At 64.0% G+C, this 18,253-nt stretch carries 13 protein-coding genes; 10 read left to right on the top strand and 3 right to left on the bottom strand.

Annotated elements, in window-relative coordinates; genetic code table 11:
• The first annotated feature begins 36 nt into the window (after positions 1-36).
• Together clpX and AB1555_06880 are read left to right on the top strand one after the other, a co-directional pair.
• Positions 37-1,314, top strand: a complete 1,278-nt coding sequence (gene clpX, locus AB1555_06885) for an ATP-dependent Clp protease ATP-binding subunit ClpX (GenBank protein ID MEW6246419.1) — start codon at positions 37-39, stop codon at positions 1,312-1,314.
• Positions 1,315-1,403: 89 nt separating this feature from the next.
• On the top strand, positions 1,404-2,774 hold the full coding sequence (locus tag AB1555_06880; GenBank protein MEW6246418.1) for a response regulator: 1,371 nt from the start codon (positions 1,404-1,406) through the stop codon (positions 2,772-2,774).
• A 168-nt stretch (positions 2,775-2,942) separates the two neighbouring features.
• Here the strand turns inward: AB1555_06880 and AB1555_06875 are convergent, their stop codons facing one another.
• Positions 2,943-3,197, bottom strand: coding sequence for a hypothetical protein (locus tag AB1555_06875; GenBank protein ID MEW6246417.1), 255 nt, complete (start codon positions 3,195-3,197; stop codon positions 2,943-2,945).
• A gap of 239 nt (positions 3,198-3,436) precedes the next feature.
• Here AB1555_06875 and AB1555_06870 point away from each other — a divergent pair, with 239 nt between their 5' ends.
• From AB1555_06870 to AB1555_06860, 3 genes are read left to right on the top strand one after another with little or no spacing between them, the layout of a single operon-like run.
• On the top strand, positions 3,437-4,693 hold the full coding sequence (locus tag AB1555_06870) for a TolC family protein (protein MEW6246416.1): 1,257 nt from the start codon (positions 3,437-3,439) through the stop codon (positions 4,691-4,693).
• Complete coding sequence (locus tag AB1555_06865) at positions 4,693-5,895, top strand: efflux RND transporter periplasmic adaptor subunit (protein MEW6246415.1); 1,203 nt, start codon at positions 4,693-4,695, stop codon at positions 5,893-5,895. Before AB1555_06870 ends, AB1555_06865 begins: the two co-directional genes overlap by 1 nt.
• A gap of 3 nt (positions 5,896-5,898) precedes the next feature.
• Positions 5,899-9,063: a CusA/CzcA family heavy metal efflux RND transporter gene (locus tag AB1555_06860; protein MEW6246414.1), complete on the top strand. Its 3,165-nt coding sequence runs from the start codon at positions 5,899-5,901 to the stop codon at positions 9,061-9,063.
• 73 nt (positions 9,064-9,136) lie between these two features.
• Here AB1555_06860 and AB1555_06855 read toward each other — a convergent pair whose 3' ends face one another.
• Positions 9,137-10,564, bottom strand: coding sequence for a tetratricopeptide repeat protein (locus AB1555_06855; GenBank protein MEW6246413.1), 1,428 nt, complete (start codon positions 10,562-10,564; stop codon positions 9,137-9,139).
• Between the two features lie 339 nt (positions 10,565-10,903).
• On the opposite strand from AB1555_06855, the gene AB1555_06850 reads away from it, so the two are divergent.
• The 5 genes from AB1555_06850 (at position 10,904) to AB1555_06830 (ending at position 16,975) form a co-directional block, all read left to right on the top strand.
• Positions 10,904-11,554, top strand: a complete 651-nt coding sequence (locus tag AB1555_06850; protein MEW6246412.1) for a hypothetical protein — start codon at positions 10,904-10,906, stop codon at positions 11,552-11,554.
• Positions 11,555-11,669: 115 nt separating this feature from the next.
• Positions 11,670-12,035, top strand: coding sequence for a hypothetical protein (locus AB1555_06845; GenBank protein ID MEW6246411.1), 366 nt, complete (start codon positions 11,670-11,672; stop codon positions 12,033-12,035).
• Positions 12,036-12,149: 114 nt separating this feature from the next.
• Positions 12,150-13,169 carry a DUF481 domain-containing protein gene (locus tag AB1555_06840; GenBank protein ID MEW6246410.1) on the top strand — a complete coding sequence of 340 codons (1,020 nt, stop codon included), beginning with the start codon at positions 12,150-12,152 and terminating at the stop codon, positions 13,167-13,169.
• A gap of 2 nt (positions 13,170-13,171) precedes the next feature.
• On the top strand, positions 13,172-14,386 hold the full coding sequence (locus AB1555_06835) for an acetate/propionate family kinase (protein ID MEW6246409.1): 1,215 nt from the start codon (positions 13,172-13,174) through the stop codon (positions 14,384-14,386).
• Between the two features lie 99 nt (positions 14,387-14,485).
• Positions 14,486-16,975 (top strand): xylulose 5-phosphate 3-epimerase, encoded by a 2,490-nt coding sequence (locus AB1555_06830; protein ID MEW6246408.1) that lies wholly within the window; start codon positions 14,486-14,488, stop codon positions 16,973-16,975.
• Here AB1555_06830 and AB1555_06825 read toward each other — a convergent pair whose 3' ends face one another.
• Entirely contained in the window at positions 16,976-18,124 is a 1,149-nt protein-coding gene (locus tag AB1555_06825; protein ID MEW6246407.1) for an AAA family ATPase, read from the bottom strand.
• Between the last annotated feature and the right edge of the window lie 129 nt (positions 18,125-18,253).

Raw genomic sequence — 18,253 nt, 5'->3', positions numbered from 1 at the left:
GCCGGGATCGGTCGGATACCGAGAAAGGCGACTTCGGTGTTCTGGGAGACACGACACAATCGAGACAAGCGCGACCGGTCCTGTTCCTTCTGCGGCAAGCGGCAGACCGCGGTCAAAAGTCTTGTCCAAAGCCCGGCGGCCTACCAGTGCGCGTCCTGCCAGACCGGCACGAACCTGCTGATCTGCGACGAGTGCATTCGGCTCTGTTCGGCGTTCCTCGCGGAGGAAGGCGCGGGCGGCGCGACCGACGGCTCCGCCGGCGTCCGCGTCCCCAAGCCGACCGAAATCAAAGCGATCCTCGACGAGTACGTCATCGGGCAGGACCGCGCGAAGAAGGTGCTGTCGGTCGCCGTGCACAACCATTACAAGCGGATTCTGAGCCGGGAACGGCTGAAGGACGTCGATCTCCAGAAGGGCAACATCATGATGATCGGCCCGACGGGCACCGGCAAGACGCTCTTGTCCCAGACGCTCGCCAAAATTCTGCACGTGCCCTTCGCCATCGCCGACGCCACCACCCTCACCGAGGCCGGCTACGTGGGGGAGGACGTCGAGAACGTCGTGCTGAAGCTGCTCCAGGCGTGCGACTACGACGTCAAGCGCGCGGAAACGGGCATCATCTATATCGACGAGATCGACAAAATCAGCCGCAAGTCCGAAAGCGCCTCGATCACGCGCGACGTATCCGGGGAAGGCGTCCAGCAGGCCCTGCTCAAGCTGGTGGAAGGAACGATCTGCAACGTGCCGCCGAAAGGCGGGCGCAAACATCCGGAGCAGGAGTTCATCCGCGTGGATACCTCCAACATTCTGTTCATCTGCGGCGGCGCGTTCGTCGGACTGGAGCAGATCGTGGCCCAGCGCACGACGCAGAAACGCCTGGGCTTCGGCGCCGGCACGACCACGCGCGAGGCCGCGGCTCCCGGCGGCTTGCTGAGCCGCGTCCAGCACGATGATCTGCTGAAGTACGGGCTCATCCCCGAGTTCGTCGGCCGTTTCCCCGTCTTGACCACCCTCTCGGATCTCGACGAGCACGCGCTCGTCCGGGTGTTGACCGAACCGAAGAACGCGCTGGTGAAACAGTACCAGGCGCTGTTCGAACTCGAGCACGTGCGTCTCGAATTCACCGACGCCGCCGTCAAGGCGATCGCGCACCGCGCCGCCTCGATGAAAACCGGCGCCCGCGCGCTCCGCACGATTCTGGAAGACGTGATGCTGGACCTGATGTACGAGGTCCCGGCGCTGGCAAGCGTCAAGTCCGTCGTCATCACCGAAGCCGTGATCAACGGCACGGGACAACCGGAAATTATACAGTGACACGTGAAGCGTGACACGTTATCGTCGGACAACTCTCGGATTCACCGTTCACGCCTCACTTGTCACGCATGACGCGTCACGGTTCCTCAATGCCTCCCAAAATTCTCATTGCCGACGACGAGGCCAAGTGGTTGCGCATCGTCTCGCTGTACCTGAGCGGCCGTAATTGCCGGGTGACGACGGCGCTGAACGGGCACGAGGCGCTCCAGAAGATCGCCGAGGACCGGCCCGACCTTATCATCGCCGACATCGGCATGCCGGGCATGGACGGCTACGAGCTGTGCAGCCGGCTCCGTCGCGACGCCGCCACCCGCACCATTCCGTTCATCTTTCTCACCGCCCGAGACCAGGACACGGACCGGGTGAAAGCGCGGCGGGTCGGCGGGGACGACTACCTCACCAAGCCGTGCTCGCTGGAACGGCTGGCGCAGAGCGTCGAGACCGCGATGGATCGGATCGAGCAGGCCCGGAAGATTCCGCTCGACCGGATCGGCCTGAGCGGTCGGATCGAGGACGTGGATCTGTTGGATATGATCCAGACGTTGGAGCTCGAGCAGAAAACCGGCGCGCTGGTGCTCAGTCACGGAGAGCGGACCGGCACGCTGTATTTTCGAGACGGGGTGATCGTCGAAGCGGAAATCCGATCGCCGGCGAAGGAAGAACCGTTGTTTCGCCTGTTGGGGTGGAAAACCGGCCGGTTCATGTTCATCCCGGACGCGGTGCCGGAGCGGATGCCGATCACCGCCAGCATGGCCAACCTCCTCTTCCAGGACCTCCAGGCCCTGCAGGAGCACGAGCAAGAGGCCGAGCCACAGCGCGGGGAGCAGGCGACGGTCGCGCAAGAGCAGGAGATTCCGGCCGTCCGGCAGGTGCTCGAACGGCTCGGTCAGATCGCGCAACGGGTGCGCGCGCAACGCCCGCCCGGCATCGGGCCGCTGGCGTTGCGGGTGCTCGTCGTCGGCGCGGCCAAATCGGGCAAGAGCGAGCTGATCCAGGGACTCGTGCACGATCTCTCCGGCTCCCGCTGGGCGGCCCTGGGAACCGAAGAAGGCAAACCGCTTCACCGCATCGATGTCGGTCGTGTCCGCATTGCGCCGGGCGTGGCGCTCCATCTCCTCGCGGTGCGCATCGAAAAGCGGTTCTGGTCGGTCTGGGAACAGTGCCTTCCCGGCTCCGTCGGCGCGATCGTCCTGATCGGCCGCCCGCCCGAGGAAATCCTCGGTCACCTGCAGGCGTTTCTTAAAGCGCGTGAGGCCCTTGCCCCCGCGCTGCCGGTGCAGATTCTCCTGTCCGGCCCGCAACCCGCAGACCGGGAAGGCAAGACCGGCGCGGACGAGCTGCTCGCCGCCAAGCTTTCCGGCATTGAACCTTCCGATGTCACGCCGGGGCTTCTGCAGGACCAGCCGGTGCGGCTCGCGGTGCTGGACCGCCTGCTCGATCGGTGGCTGACGATGAATTGATTCCGGACCAAAGAAAGATTCCTCTCCTTACGCTGGAGGGAGAGGAGCGCAGAGCGAGCAGCCGCCAGTGAATCGCTGCAAGCTGCCGGCTGTTCGCAACCGGCTACCTTGTCAATGAGGAAATGAGCGGAAATTGAAATTGCCGAAGGGTTTCCCGCCGTGTTAGGGTTAGGCGGCAGTTGCGAGGGGAATGACGTAATGGTACGTCGGCACGGTCAGCTCCTTCTTATCATATTGGCGGTTCTTTTTACTGTCCAGTTCCTTGGTACGGCGTGCGCGGAAGACTGGACGCGGGACCGGTCCGGAGGTCCATTCCACGCCCACGATCAACTCCCGGGCGGAACCGAGGGGCTGACCGAAACGGAGGACGGCGAAGAGACGGCCGAGTCGGAGTTCGCTCCCGTTCAGGGTTCTCCTCTTCACATCGCCTTACACGCAAGACCGTGGTTAGCTGACCGTGTCTCCCGGCTGCGGGAGACCTTCGACTCGGATCTGTTTCGACCTCCCACCCTCTCCTTGGTCTAACCGCTCTCCGTCCTATAGCGACCAGATCAAGTGCGGTGTACCAAAGATTCATTTCACAAGTCCAGCGGCTGGCCCCCACCCTCCCCTCCCTCAACTCGGGGGAGGGTCAGGGAGGGGGAGAACCAGGGAGGCTGAACATGGCAGCGAGATTTTCCCGTCGCCTGATATCCGCCGCTTACACGATCATGCTGCTTCAGGGCGCGGTCCCGGCGGGCGCGGCGGACCCAAGTCCCCGTATCTACGAACTTCCCGACATCATCGACTTGGCGTTGCAACGGAACCCGACCGTCGCCGGAGCCGAAGCGGTCATCGAAGAGAGTCGCGGGCAACGGATCGCCGCCGGGGCCTATCCGAACCCCACCATTTTGGGCCAGACGGCGGACGCCGTCGTTCGAGACCCCGATGGCACGCGGCTCATGGAACGCACGATCACCCTGACGCAACCCCTGGAATGGACCGGCAAACGGTCGGCGAGGAAGCGGGAAGCGGAAGCGGGCTTGGCCGGCGCCAGCGTGGGATTGGAAGAGGTCAAGCTAAACTTGATCGCCGAAGTCAAGATCGCCTTCTACGAATTGCTGCAGGCCCAACAGGCCCTCGATCTGGCCAGACAGAATTTGGAGATCGTCGAGGGAGTGGCGCGGATCGTCAGAGCCCGTGTGAAATCCGGCGAAGCCCCGCAGTTCGAAGCCATCAAGGCCCAGGTCGAGGTGTTGAAAGCCAACCAGGTCGTCACGCGGGCGCAGAACTCCGTCCGGGTGAATCGTGTGGTGCTGGACACGCTCACGGTCGGCGCCTTGGGGCCGACCTATGAGATCACCGGGGACTTCGAGCACTTCCCCAAGAGCATGGAGCTGAGCGATCTCACCGCCCGCGCGCTCGAACAACACCCCGCCATCCGTCGCCTTCAACACCTGGTCGAGCGGGCCGGGCTCACGGTGGTGAAGGAGGAACAGAGCCGGGTGCCGAACGTCAACGTCTTCGGCGGATACAGCCGCGAAGCCGGCCGCGAAGCGTTTTACGGCGGCATCGCCGTGCCGACCCCGATTTGGTACCTGCGTCAAGGCGAGATCGCCGCAGCCCTCGGTGCCAGGCGCCGGGAAGAAGCGGAACTGCTTCGGGCCCGCAACGAATTGCTGCGGGCCGTCAACCAGCATTTTCAGGACGCGCAGACGACGGCGAACCTGATCGACGTGTTCGAGCAAGGCCTCCTCAAACAGGCGCAGGAAGCGCTCCGCATCGCGGAATTCAGCTTCAAGCAGGGAGCGGCCAGCCTGCTGGAGGTGCTGGACGCCCAGCGGGTCCGGCAACAGGTGCTCGTGGACTACGTGCTGGCCCGCTTCAACCTGTCGGTCTCCCTGGCCAGGCTCGAACGGGCCGTCGCCGGATTTTTATAATGGAACGACGCTTCACGCAGGACGAGATGCGCTTCACGGAACGAGAAGGATTGGGACCGGCGACCGCCGTGTTGATATTCAGCCTGGCGGCCGGGTGTGATTCGACGCCCAATGAAGCGACCGGCGCCAAACCGACGGCCCAGCCGGCGCAGTCCGCGACCGAAGTCCGCCTCGACCCGGAGACCGCGGCGCGATCGGGCATCACCGTCCAACCGGTCACGCGGGGCGAATTCCGGACGTTCCGGGATTTTCCCGCGACGATCCGGCCGAACGAACGCGCCGTTGCGGACATCACCACCCTGGTGCGCGGGCGGGTCGTGGACGTGTACGCGGACTTGGGCCAGGAAGTGAAAGCGGACGACCTGCTGGCGATTCTGTACAGCAGCGAGTTGGGGTTGGCGCAATCGGCGTACCTGAAAGCCCAGGCGAAACTATACCTGGCCGAACAGTCGTTCAAACGGGCCGAGTTCCTGTTGCAGGAAAAGGTCATCGGCACGGCGGAAGCTCAGCGCCGGGAAGCCGAGCTCTACAGCGCCAGGGCCGAGGCGCGGGAAGCGAAAGACCGGCTCCTGCTGCTGGGCATGGAAGAGAAAGAGATCAAACAACTCGACCGCGATCACAAGATCCGGTCCTATGTGCCGATCGAAGCGCCCTTCGCCGGTCGGATCATCGCCCGGAACGTCACCCGAGGCGAAGTGGTGGAGACCACGGAGAAGCTGTTCGTGGTGGCCGACCTGTCCGAAGTGTGGGTCGTCGCCAACATTCCGGAGAAGGACATCCCCTATATCCGTCCGAACGGGACGGCGGAAGTCCGCGTCGCCGCCTATCCCGACGACGTCTTCACGGCGAAGATCACCTACGTCGGAGACGTGCTGGACCCCACGACACGGACGATGAGCGTCCGCCTGGAACTGCCGAACCCGCAAGGCCGGCTCAAGCCGGAAATGTTCGCCACCGTGCGCATCCATTCCGAAACCGAGTCCGGGGCGTTGCTCGTGCCGGAGGCGGCGGTGCAGCGGGACCGGAACCGCACCTTCGTGTTCGTCCAGCGCGACGCCCAGTCGTTCGAGGCGCGCGAGGTCAGGCTCGGCGCCTCCGACGGTCAGATGGTCAAGATCCTCGACGGCCTCCGGGAGGGCGAACCGGTGGTGATCCAGGGCGCCTTCATCCTCAAATCCGAACTCCAGAAAAAAGACATCTGACGCATGGTCCGGCTGCTCGCATTTTCCCTTCGCCAGCGCGTCCTCGTCGTCGTCATCGCGCTCATGCTGGCCGCCGGCGGCGTGTACGCGTTCCGGACCATTCCGATCGACGCGTTCCCCGACGTCACCAGCGTCCTCGTGCAGGTCGTGACCAAGGCGCCGGGGCTGTCGCCGGCCGAGGTCGAACGGTTCGTCACCTTTCCGATCGAACTGCAATTGACGGGGGTGCCGGCGCTCACCGAGCTGCGCTCGCTGACGAAAGTCGGCCTGTCGCTCATCACGGTCGTCTTCGAGGACAGCATGGACATCAACCTCGCGCGACAACTGGTCCTCGAACGGCTGATCGAAGCCCGGGAGTCTCTGCCGCCCGGCGCCGAGCCGATGATGGTCCCCAACACCACCGGACTCGGCGAAGTGTTTCAGTATTACATCGAGACGCCGCAGCCTCCGGGCCAGTCGCAGCACCTGTACGAGCAGGACCTGATCGACGTGCGGATTATCCAGGATTGGGTCATCCGGCCGTTGCTCAAGAGCGTCCCCGAAGTGGTGGACGTCAATTCGCTGGGTGGATTCGTCAAGCAATACCAGGTCATAGTGGAACCCGGCCTGCTCCGCAAGTACGATTTGTCGCTCCATGACGTGTTCGAGGCGGTCGCCAAGAACAACGCCAACGCCGGCGGAAACATCCTCGAAAAGCACTCCGAAAAGTACATCGTGCGCGGCGTCGGCCTCATCAAGTCGCTGGAGGACGTTCAGAACATCGTGGTCAAGGAAGTCGGCGGCACGCCGGTGTACGTCCGCGACGTGGCCAAGGTGCAGATCGGCCACGCCGTCCGCCACGGGGCCGCCGTGCTGAACGGGGAGCGGGAGGTTGTGACCGGCATCGTCCTGATGTTGCGGGGCGGGAACGCCCGGGACGTGGTCCAAGGACTCAAAGCGAAGATCGCCGAAATCCGGGAGAAGAACCTACTGCCGCCGGGGTTTCGGATCGTCCCCTTCTATGACCGCATCGAGCTCATCACCGCGGCGCTCAACACCGTGTACAAGGCGCTGGTCGAAGGGATCGTCCTGGTCGTCGTCATCCTCTTTCTGTTTCTCGGCAACGTCCGAAGCGCCTTGATCGTGACCGCCACCCTCATCCTGGCGCCGCTCGTGACGTTCATCGTCATGGGCAAAGCGGGCCTTACCGCCAATCTCATGTCCCTCGGCGGTCTGGCCATCGCGATCGGCATGATCGTGGACGGATCGGTCGTCGTGGTGGAGAACGTGTACCGCCATCTGTCCGAACACCGGTCGCAGTCCGTCGACCGGATCGACCTGGTTCTCCACGCGTGCAAGGAAGTCGGCCAACCGGTGATCTTCGGGATTCTGATCATCATCATCGTGTTCCTCCCGCTCCTCTCGCTGCAGGGGATGGAAGGCAAAATGTTCCAGCCGCTGGCCTACACGATCATGATCGCGCTGCTCGTGTCCCTGGTCTTGTCGTTGACCCTCTCGCCGGTCCTCTGCTCCCTGGCGCTCAAGCGTGGGAGCGAGGACGACACGTTTCTGATCCGCTGGGCCAAACGCGTCTATCTCCCCGCCCTGAAGTGGGCGCTGGGGCGGAGGCGAGCCGTGCTGCTCGGCGCGGTTACGCTCCTCGGCGCCAGCCTTCTGCTGGTTCCATTCCTCGGCAGCGAGTTTATCCCGATCCTCAACGAGGGCTCCCTCGCACCGCAGACCATCCGGCTGCCGAGCACCTCCCTCAAGGAATCGATCGAGATCGAGAAGGAGATGCACCGGGCGGTCATGGAGTTTCCCGAGGTCACGATGGTCGTGTCCAAAATCGGGCGCTCCGAGTTGGGGAACGATCCCCAGGAGCCGAACGAAAGCGACCCAGTGGTCTCGCTCAGGCCGCTGGACGAATGGACAACGGCCGGCAACAAGGCCGAACTGGTCGAGAAGATCCGCCGGCGTCTGGAACGGATTCCCGGCGCGAGCTTCCTCCTGAGCCAGCCGATTCAGCAGCGGGTCGACGAGTTGATTTCCGGTGTCCGGACCGAAGCGACGGCGAAGCTCTTCGGCGACGATCTCGACGTGCTGCGGCAGAAGGCGGAAGAGATCGCGGCGATCTTGACGACGATCCGCGGGGTCAAGGACATCCGCGTGGAGCAACTGTTCGGCCAACCGTATCTGACGATCGACATCGACCGGGGCAAGATCGCCCGGCACGGCATCAACGTGGCCGACATCCAGGAAATCATCGCCACCGCGATCGGGGGCAAGGCGGCCACGACCGTGTACGAGGGGCAGCGGCGCTTCGACTTGATCCTCCGGTTTCCCGAACAATACCGCAACAGCGTCGAGACGATCAGCAACATCCTGGTTGCCGACGCCTCCGGCGGCCTGATTCCGCTGAGCGATCTGAGCACCATCGAGCTGCGAGAGGGACCCGGCCGGATCAGCCGCGAGGGGCTCAAGCGCCGCATTTACGTGGGATTCAACACCTCGGGGCGCGATATCGGCAGCATCGTGGCGGAGGCCCAGCAGAAAATCGACGCGCAGGTGTCCCTGCCTCAGGGCTACACCGTCACCTGGGGCGGCTCGTTCGACAACATGCAACGGGCCATGGCCCGTCTGAAGATCATCGTGCCGATCACGATCGGCCTGATCTTCTTGTTGCTGTTCTCGTCGTTCAACTCGGTCCGCTACGCCGCGCTGATCATCCTGAACCTGCCCTTCGCCCTGATCGGCGGGATCGTCGCGCTCTGGATCACCGGCGAGTATCTGAGCGTGCCCGCCTCGGTCGGTTTCATTAACCTTTTCGGCGTGGCCGTGCTCAACGGCATCGTCCTGGTGTCCTACATCAACAAGCTGCGCGACGACGGACGGCCCGTCACCGAGGCGATCATGACCGGCTGCGCCTTACGGCTCAGGCCTGTGCTGATGACCGCGCTGGTCGCCCTGTTTGGCCTGATCCCCCTGGCGTTGGCCCATGGGATCGGCTCGGAAGTACAACGGCCGCTGGCCGTGGTGGTGATCGGCGGATTGGTCAGCTCCACGCTGCTGACGCTGGTCGTCCTGCCCGCTTTGTATCCCTGGTTCGACGAGCACAAACGACGCGACGAGATCCCGGCCCGGAAAGCCCGGACAAGCCGCGCTCCGTCCGAGGAAGAGGTCCACGCTTAGCAGCCGCGACTTCGGTCTTCCGGCGCGGACCGATTCAGGGTTTTCGTTGAACGTGAAGGCAGGAGGCGCGAGGTTACCGTCCTTGCTCGCCGAGCTTGCCTTTCGCGTACTCGATTCTCGAACGATGCTCCGGGGTCTGCGGCGCCAGCCGCACATAGTCCAGGAACGCCCGAGCCGCTTCGGCGGATTGTCCCTTCGCCAGCAGGGCGAGCCCCAAATTGAAATGAATGATCGGGTCGTTCTGCTCGTGATTCAGGGCGTTGCGGTAGGCCGTGATCGCGCCGTCGATGTCGCCTTTCGCCTGAAGCGCGACCCCTAAGTTGTTGGACGCCCCTGGATGATCGGGGTTGAGAGCCAGAACCGCGCGGTACTCCGCGATGGCTCCGTCCAGGTCGTTCCGCGCCTGGAGCAGGGCTCCCAAACTGTAGCGCGCGGCCGCATTGTCCGGTTGCAGGCGAACCGCGGCTCGGTAGGCTTTGACGGCGGCATCGCCGTCCCCTTTGGCCTCCAATGCGAGGGCAAGGTGCTGGTGGGCGTTGGCATGCTCGGGCAGCAGACGAGTCACTTCCTTGAACTCGGCGACGGCGTCGTCGAGCGCCCCCGTTCTCAGCAGGGCGAGACCGAGACAGTAGTGCGCCTCCCCATTATCCGGCTGCAAGCGGAGCGCCGCACGACAGGCGTCGATGGCGCCGTTCATGTCGCCCTTCGCGCGGAGCGCTCCCCCGAGGTTCAACGCGTAGGCGGCGGCGCGCTTCCCTTGGGGAACCAGACGCAGCGCCGCACGGTACGCGTCGGCGGCCCCGTCCAAATCGCCTTTGGCCTCGAGCGCGACGCCGAGATTGTTGTGAGCCGCCGCGTGATCGGGCTCGAGCCGGATCGTCTCTCGAAATTCTTCGAGAGCTTCGTCCAGATTCCCCTTGGACTTCAACGCCAGCGCGAGGTTGTAGTGAAGCATCGCGCTGTCCGGCTTGAGACGCAAGGCGCTCCGGTAAGCTTGCACGGCCGCGTCGTAGTCGCCTTTGGCTTCGAGCGCGACGCCCAGGTTGTTGGTGATCGCGACATTCTTCGGTTGCAGCTCGAGAGCGATCCGGTATTTTTCGATGGCGGCGTCGAGACGGCCCATGGCTTTGAGCGCCAATCCGAGCGCGTGATAAGCCTCGGCGAAATCAGGATTCCGCGCGATCGCCTCGTGGAATCGCACCACCGCTTCGTTCAAATCGCCCGCGGCCTGGAGCGCAAGGCCCTCGTGGTAGTGGGCCCGCGCGCTGTCCGCCGCATCCGTCGGCGCCACATACCGGCGTTTGGGTTCCATCTGCATCTCCGGTTCAGCGGGAGACGGTTCGCCGACCGGGGCCGCCCCCATCACGAAGGGCATCGCCGCCGCGACCAACAGCAGCCATGTTCCGGCTCCAGCCTCGAAGATCGGACCTGTCCGCCCCTCGCGCCGCAAGCACCTCGTTGAGAGAGATTGCAGGCTCGTCCCCATCAGCACACGCGCCATCGGGCGATCTCCTGTGGCCGATTCTTCGCCTGTGGCCAATTCTCCGCCGTCGTTTGTGGACAGTCAAGCACTTCGCTCGCCCGGTCAGATCCAGGCTCCGCATGTTCCACTATAATAATCTCCCAGTATCAACAACTGGGCAAGATCGTGATTCGACATTTCCCGGCTTGTGACGGACTTTTTGTCTATTGGGCTACGAATCGACGCTGGTGTTAGCTGAAGTCTGAAGCGGGCCAGAGACAATCGTCTGGAGGTGTCGAATGGCCGGACAGGCGGGCCGACAGTACAGGGGCGTTGTCGTCTCATACCTGTTCCCCTCGCCCGCCGAAACACACGAGAATGAATTTCGAGAGAGTCATAGGCGGCGTCCTCCGGCTCATCGGGGCTCTGACGCTCTTCGCCGCCTGCGCGTTGCCGCGGGAGGTGTCCAAGACGCCGCGCAGCGCGACCGAACAGTTGCTGCTCACCCACGCCGTCCAGCGGGCGCTGGCCGATATGAGCGTGCCTCTGCCGGAAGGCGCGACGGTCGCCGTCGAGGTCAGCGGGCTTCAAACCGATCGCGCGCACGTCCACCTGCAGAAGGAAGGGGACTTCGGCGTGATCGATTCCCCCTCCTGGGACCTGTCCTTTGTGCGCGACGCGGTCGCTGCGCGGCTGGGCGAACAGGGCTACCACATCAAGAGACATCCCGGTGAGGCGACCTATCTGGTCCGCGCCATGGTGCTGGCCCTCGGCACCAACCAGGGGGACACGTTCTTCGGGCTGCCGCCGATCCAGAGCGTGATCATTCCGTTTTCGCTGCCGCAGATCACGCTGTATCAGGAACTGGATCAGTTGGCGCACGCGCGGCTGTATCTGGACATCTACGAGACCGCCACCGGCCGTTTCGTCCGGTCCACGCACTGGACGACGGGTAACGCCTACTACAATCAGTACACGATCCTCTTTTTCTTCACCTTCCGGACCACCGACATTTTACAAGTGCCGTGAGCGCCGCGTTGAGGATCAACGCATTTCATGTCATCCTACGGGACGCGGACGCCCTGCTGCGACGCACTCCCAAAGGCGTCTTGCCGTTGCGCACCTTTTATGGCTTGGTTGCGGCATGAACGGGACGAAGACCAGTCCGCTGACGATCGTCGCGGCGCTCGGATTCGCGGCGTGCGTGTGCGCGCTGGATTTCATGCCCTCGCCGGGCTGCTCATGGGCGGCGTTGTACGTGATCCCCGTCGTCTGGATCGCGTTGTGGTCGTCGCCGGACGACGTCGTGTTGGTGACCGCGACGGCAATCGTCGTCACCGCGCTGGCATTCGCGCCCGGCCTCTTTTCGCTGGACAGCGACGTCGCCCGTGCGTCGAACGGGGAACGGCTGATCGTCACGGGCGCGATCTGGCTCACGGTGCTCCTGTCCGTGTCCCGCAAGAAGACCCAACGGACCTTCAAATGGATCAACCTATCCAGCAAGCGATGAGTAGATTTCACGCAGACGGGCGCATCCATCCTCCATAACGTCTTGTCCGCGGTGTTTCACGTTCCCGTTTCCGCATGTCTCGCTTCGCGCTTCAGGCAGAAGGGAACCGTTTTCATGCAAGGTCCATGGATCAGAGGGATGCTCGTCTGCTGCCTCACAGGGCTGGGCGGTCTGGCGCCGGCTTGGGCCGGCGAAGTGCGGCTGCTCAACGGCGATCGCATCACAGGCGAGATCGTCAAAATGGAAGAGGGCCGGCTGACCGTGAAGACCCCGCACAGCGGGAACGTCACCATCGACTGGAAGCAGGTCGAGAGTCTCTCTTCCGAGAAGCCGTTCAAAGTCCAGGTCGATGGAAAGACGGAAGCGGAGACCCTCGCCGATCTGTTCTTCGGAAAAGCTCTCATCGTCGACGCGACGGAACTCGGCACGCCCGGAACCATAGCTCTGTCGGAGGTGAAGGCCATCAATATCGAGCCGGTGCGCTACCGCGGCACGGTCAACATCGGCGGCAACAGCACCCAAGGCAACACCGACACCAGGGCGGTCAACGCCTCGACGCGCTGGACGATCCGGTCGGAGCGACATCGGTTTCTGCTGGAAGGCAAATACAACTACGGAGAGGTTGGGAGCCGGGTCACCGTTCGAAACTCCTTGGCCACGCTGAAATACGATCTTTTTTTCTCCAAAAAGGTCTTCGCCAACGCGGAGAGCCTGTTTGAAAAGGATACGTTTCAGAATTTGACGCTGCGCACGACGCTCGGCTCAGGTCTTGGCTATCAATTTCTGGAGAGCGCCCGCGCGACCGTCGCGGGCATTGCGGGTCTCGCCTACGTCAGTGAAGAGTACACCAACGCCCCCCAGACGCAGACGCCCTCCGCGCGCTGGTCGTTGCGCACCGAATTCACCCTCGTTCCCGACCGTGTCAAAGCGTTTCACAAGCACGAGGGCTTCTACGATTTCGCCGAGCGCAACGCGCTCCGGTTTTTCGCCGACCAGGGCATCCGGATCACGGTCTACGAGAATCTGTTCGTGAATTTCGAATATGACCTCCGCTACAACGGCGCCCCGGCGCCGGGACGCAAGCGGACCGACGAGGCGTTCATCTTCGGCTTGGGGTACGAGTTCGGCGGCTAACGATGCGCGTGCTGGTCGTCAACTGCGGCAGCTCTTCCGTCAAGTTCCGGCTGTTCCAGGTCGAGGAAACGCAGGCGGGGCCCGACCCGGCGGCGCCGAAGGAGCTTGTACGAGGCGCCGTCAGCGGCATCGGCGGGCAGGCTTGCTTGGAGCTGGCGACGCAGCGCGAAGCTCCGAGTCGCTCCACGCGGACCGCGGCGGACCATCAGGATGCGATGGCCTGGATCTTGGAACATATCGAGCGTGACACGGTTCAGGCCGCCGGCCATCGGGTCGTCCACGGCGGCGAGCGGTTTCACGCCCCGACGGTCATCGACGACGAGGTGATCGCCGAGATCGAGCGACTCGGCGAACTGGCGCCGCTACACAACCCCGCCTGCCTGGCTGGCATCAAGGCGGCGCGGCGGCATTTCGGCCGGTCGATGCCGATGGTCGCCGTGTTCGACACGGCTTTTCACTGCGGGCTTCCCGCCGAAGCGGTGGCCTACGCCATTCCGCAGGACTTGGCGTCCCGCCACCGCATCCGGCGCTACGGCTTCCACGGCATCGCCCACGCCTCTCTCGCGGCCGGCTACGCCGCCTTCACCGACAAGCCGCTTGCGCAAGCCCGGCTGATCACCGTACATCTGGGAAACGGGTGCTCGGCCGCGGCGGTCCGCGGAGGCCGGTCGGTCGACACGTCAATGGGCTTCACGCCTTTGGAAGGTCTGGTCATGGGGACCAGGTCCGGCGATCTCGATCCGGCGATCGTCGCCTACCTCGCCCGCCGCGAGGGAGCCGCTCCGGATGAGGTCGAACGGTGGCTGAACGCACGGTCCGGGCTTCTGGGGCTTTCCGGGCTTTCGCACGACATGCGCGAATTGTTGCGAGCGGAACAAAACGGGAATCCTCGCGCCGCCCTCGCCATCCGCACCTTCTGCCATCGCGCGCGTAAATATATCGGCGCCTACCTGGCCGTCCTCGGCGGAGCGGACGCGCTGGTCTTCGGGGGCGGCATCGGCGAAAACGCGCCGGCGATCCGCGCCCGCATTTGCGAAGGCATGGCGTGGTGTGGCATCGAGCTGGACCAGGCCCGCAACGAGGCGGTGCAAGGTCTCGCGGCGGGAGCGACCGCGCCCATCAGCCGGGAAGACAGCAGACTCCCATGCTACGTCGTCGGAGTGGACGAAGAAACCGAGATCGCGAGGGAAACGGTCCGGTGTCTGCTTTCAAGATAGCCAGCAGCAAACAGCGAACAGCAAGTAGCTCTGAGCTATTCGCTTTGGCTATTGGCTGCTAGCTACCGGCCGTCATCACGTTTGTGACGAGGGAGGCACATGGGCAAGACAGAGGCACATACCGAAAGACAACTCGCCGAACGGGCCGCCGAGCTCCGCTCCGCCGACCCGCAGTTGGCCCGATGGGCCGAGGGCTACGGCGTCATCCGGCACAGCGACGAGACACAAGTGAGGATTCACGAACTGGCTGCATCCGTGACCGGCTCCGGTTCACGCGGGGACGGGATCGCATTGTACGACCTGCTCATGGCGCTGGATCGGCTGGCGAGCGCCGGCCTGTGGCTGGTCGTGCACCAGACCTACGTCCGCAATGTCTATCTGGACGGACGACCGCTCGCGACTGACGACTTCAAGCACCGTCCAGAAGGCCACACCGGCGGCTCACTCAATATGGTGCCCGCCTATGCGGGCTATCTGGCGGCCAACGCGTGGTCCGGCCACACCCGCGGGTGGCTCATGGGACAGGGCCACTGCGTCTCGGCCGTGGACTCACTCAATCTCCTCGTCGGCAACATGACGGAAGCCCACGCGACCCGCTATGCGGTCACCGATGAAGGGTTGACCCGTTACGTGCGTGATTTCTACGCCTACCGGTTGCGGGCGGACGGAGTCCCGGAGTCCCCGTTGGGGAGTCACGTGAACGCCCACACGGCCGGCGGCCTCGCCGAGGGCGGCTACCTCGGCTTTGCCGAATTGCAGTACGTCCACATGCCGCTGCCGGGCGAGCGGTTGACGGTGTTCCTCTCCGACGGCGCCTTCGAAGAACAGCGCGGCAGCGACTGGGCCCCGCGTTGGTGGCGGGCGGAGGATTGCGGGCTCGTCACGCCCATCATGATCAACAACGGCCGGCGCATCGACCAGCGCACCACCATGTCGCAACAGGGGGGAGTCGAGTGGTTTTGTTCGCACCTGAAGCTGAACGGGTTCGACCCGATCGTGTTCGACGGGCGCGATCCGGCCGCCTTTCTGTGGGCGATCCTGGAAATGGAACGCCGGCTGGAGGCGGCGGCGGAGGCGATCAAAGCGGGGCGCGGCCGGTATCCTATCCCGCTCCCCTACGGCATCGCGGTGGCGCCGAAGGGGGCGGGGTTTCCTGGCGAGGGCACCAACCTCGCCCACAACCTCCCGTTGATGGCTAATCCGCGGATCAATCAGCGGGCGGCGGACCTGTTTAATCAGGGAGCGAGACAACTTTGGGTGCCTCCGGCGGAACTGGGGTCCGCGGTCAAGGCGTTCCAGCGACACCGGTCGTCTGGCCGGCCGTTGGAGCGCGACCATGTGTTCGTGCACCGCGAGATCACGCTGCGAGAAGTCCCGGCGCCGCCGTTTCGGCTGGTCGATCAGGAGCGGCGCTGGGATGCCGCGTCCTGGACCTTCTCCTCGCCGATGACGGCCATCGACCGCACGTTCGTCTCGATTCTGCGGGCCAACCCCCATCTCAGGCCGCGCGTCGGGAACCCCGATGAAATGCTCTCGAACCGGCTCGTTGAGACGCTGGGACATCTGAAATTCCGGGTGACGGACCCGGAGCCGAGCGTGCCCGAAAGCGTGGACGGGGCGGTGATCACGGCGTTGAACGAAGAAGCCGTGGCCTCCGCCGCGCTGGCCAACAAAGGCGGCATCAATCTGATCCACACGTATGAAGCGTTCGGCACGAAGATGCACGGGGCGATCCGGCAGGAGATCATTTTCACCAATCACTGCGTCGAGGCGGGCCGGCCCCAGCGATGGCTCTCGATCCCGCTGATTCTTACGTCGCACACCTGGGAGAACGGCAAGAACGAACAGTCGCACCAGGACCCGAGCATGGCCGAAGCGCTGCTCGGCGAACCGTCGCATGTGTCCCGTGTCGTCTTCCCGGCGGATTTCAACACGGCGGCGGCGGTCATGGAACGCCTCTACCGAACGCAGGGCCGGATCTGGACGATCGTGGCGCCCAAGGCGGACACCGTCCCGGACCTGTTCACACCGGAAGAGGCCAGACGGCTGGTCGAGGCCGGCGGCGCGAGGCTGGACTGGGCCTGTCACGATCCCGAACGTGCGCGGATGATCTTGACCGCCGTCGGCGCCTATCAGCTCGGCGAAGCGATTCGGGCCTCCCGCCGACTGTCGGATCGCGACATCCCGCACACGGTCGTCTACCTTCTCGAACCGGGTCGCTTCCGGTCAGCGCGTAATCCGACGGAACAGGCCCATCAGGCGCCGGCGTCGCTGATCGACTGGTTGTACCCGGCGGCGGTGCAACCCCGGCTGTTTCTTAATCACACGCGCCCGGAAACCCTGCTCGGCGTGCTGGGACCGTTGCACACCGGGCCGCGCACGCGCGGCTTGGGATACATCAACGAAGGCGGCACGTTGAACACGCCGGGCATGTTGTTCGTCAACCGCTGCACGTGGGCGCACGCTCTGCTCGAAGCGGCGCGCCTGCTGGAGCTGCCGCGCGAGCGGCTGCTGTCCGCGGAGGAACTGCAAGCCCTGGACGGGCAACGCAGTCCCCACGGCGTGATCATTCCGGATGTTTCCCAGTGATTAACGGTATTTTCCCTCCCAGAGCCCGTCGAGGAATTCTCGATACGGCAGCACGGTCACGCCCAAGAGCTGCCGAGCCCGCGGTTCGAGGCTCACACACAGGTATCGCTTGAGCTTGCGCTCCTCGGCCAGCGCCGCCAATGACTTCAGGTCTTGCGGCGCAAGGTTTGCCCGGGCTTTCACCTCGACGGCCGTGTGATCGCCGATGATGAAATCCACCTCGAACCCGGATGTGGACCGCCAGTACCTCAACGGCTCGCCCGAGACGTAATCGCTGTAGCTTGTCAGCTCGTGCATTATGTACGTCTCCAGCGCCTCACCGAACTCCGGCGTTCCGGGTCGGAACCGGCGGCCCTGGAGGGTCGCGACGACGCCCACGTCGAAGAAATAGTACTTGGACGAGGCGAGGGGTTTTCGCTTCTTCGACCCGCGCCACGCCGGCAGTTCATAGAGCAGCAACGTATCCTTCAGGATCTCAAAATACTCGTACACAGTGGTCCGCGGCACTTGCGCGTCGTTCGCCACCTTGGTGAAATTCACGATCGTTCCGTTGCACAACGCGGCGACGGTAAGGAATCGGCTGAACGCCGAGATGTTCCTGGTCGCGCCTTCCGCCACGATCTCCTGCTGCAGATAGGATCCCGCGTAGGCCGCAAGATCCGCGTGCGGGTCGTCGGAAAAGTACATGGCCGGCAACAATCCGCGGTCCATCGCGCGTTGGAGGTCGAACCGACTACCAAGCTCGCGAGAGGTGAGCGGATGCAAGTATTTGGTGCGGGCGCGCCCCCCCAAGAGGTTGACCCCGCCTCGGCGGAGTTTTCGGGCGCTGGATCCGGTGAGGAGGAAACGTATCCCGCGCCGCTCAATCAGCCGGTGCACCTCGTTGAGCAGCTCCGGCAGCCGCTGGATCTCGTCAATCACGACCAGCCGGTCTTTCGAGGTCAGCTCCTGGGCAAGGCGCCCGGGCTCCCGGCTCAGTGCCAAATAGACGGCCGTATCCAGGAGATCATAGACCCGAGCGTCTTTCAACGTCTGCGCGATCAGAAAGCTTTTGCCGGTCTGACGCGGGCCGAGGAGAAAGTGGGATTTCCGTTCAAGGAGCTGTTGAAGGTCGAGCATGCGCTCGATAGACGGAGGACCGTTCGCCATGGCGGGGTATCATACCGACTGTCATCTCCGTCGTCAAATGTCATGACATATGACGACAGAGTTGACGATGAAGCTCACAGCCAGCAGCGAATAGCTGATAACTGAAAGTTGTTCGCTGCTCGCTATTCG

The organism is Nitrospirota bacterium (genome assembly GCA_040755395.1).
Taxonomy (GTDB): domain Bacteria; phylum Nitrospirota; class Nitrospiria; order Nitrospirales; family Nitrospiraceae; genus DATLZU01.
This window is presented reverse-complemented; position numbering and strand designations above follow the sequence as displayed.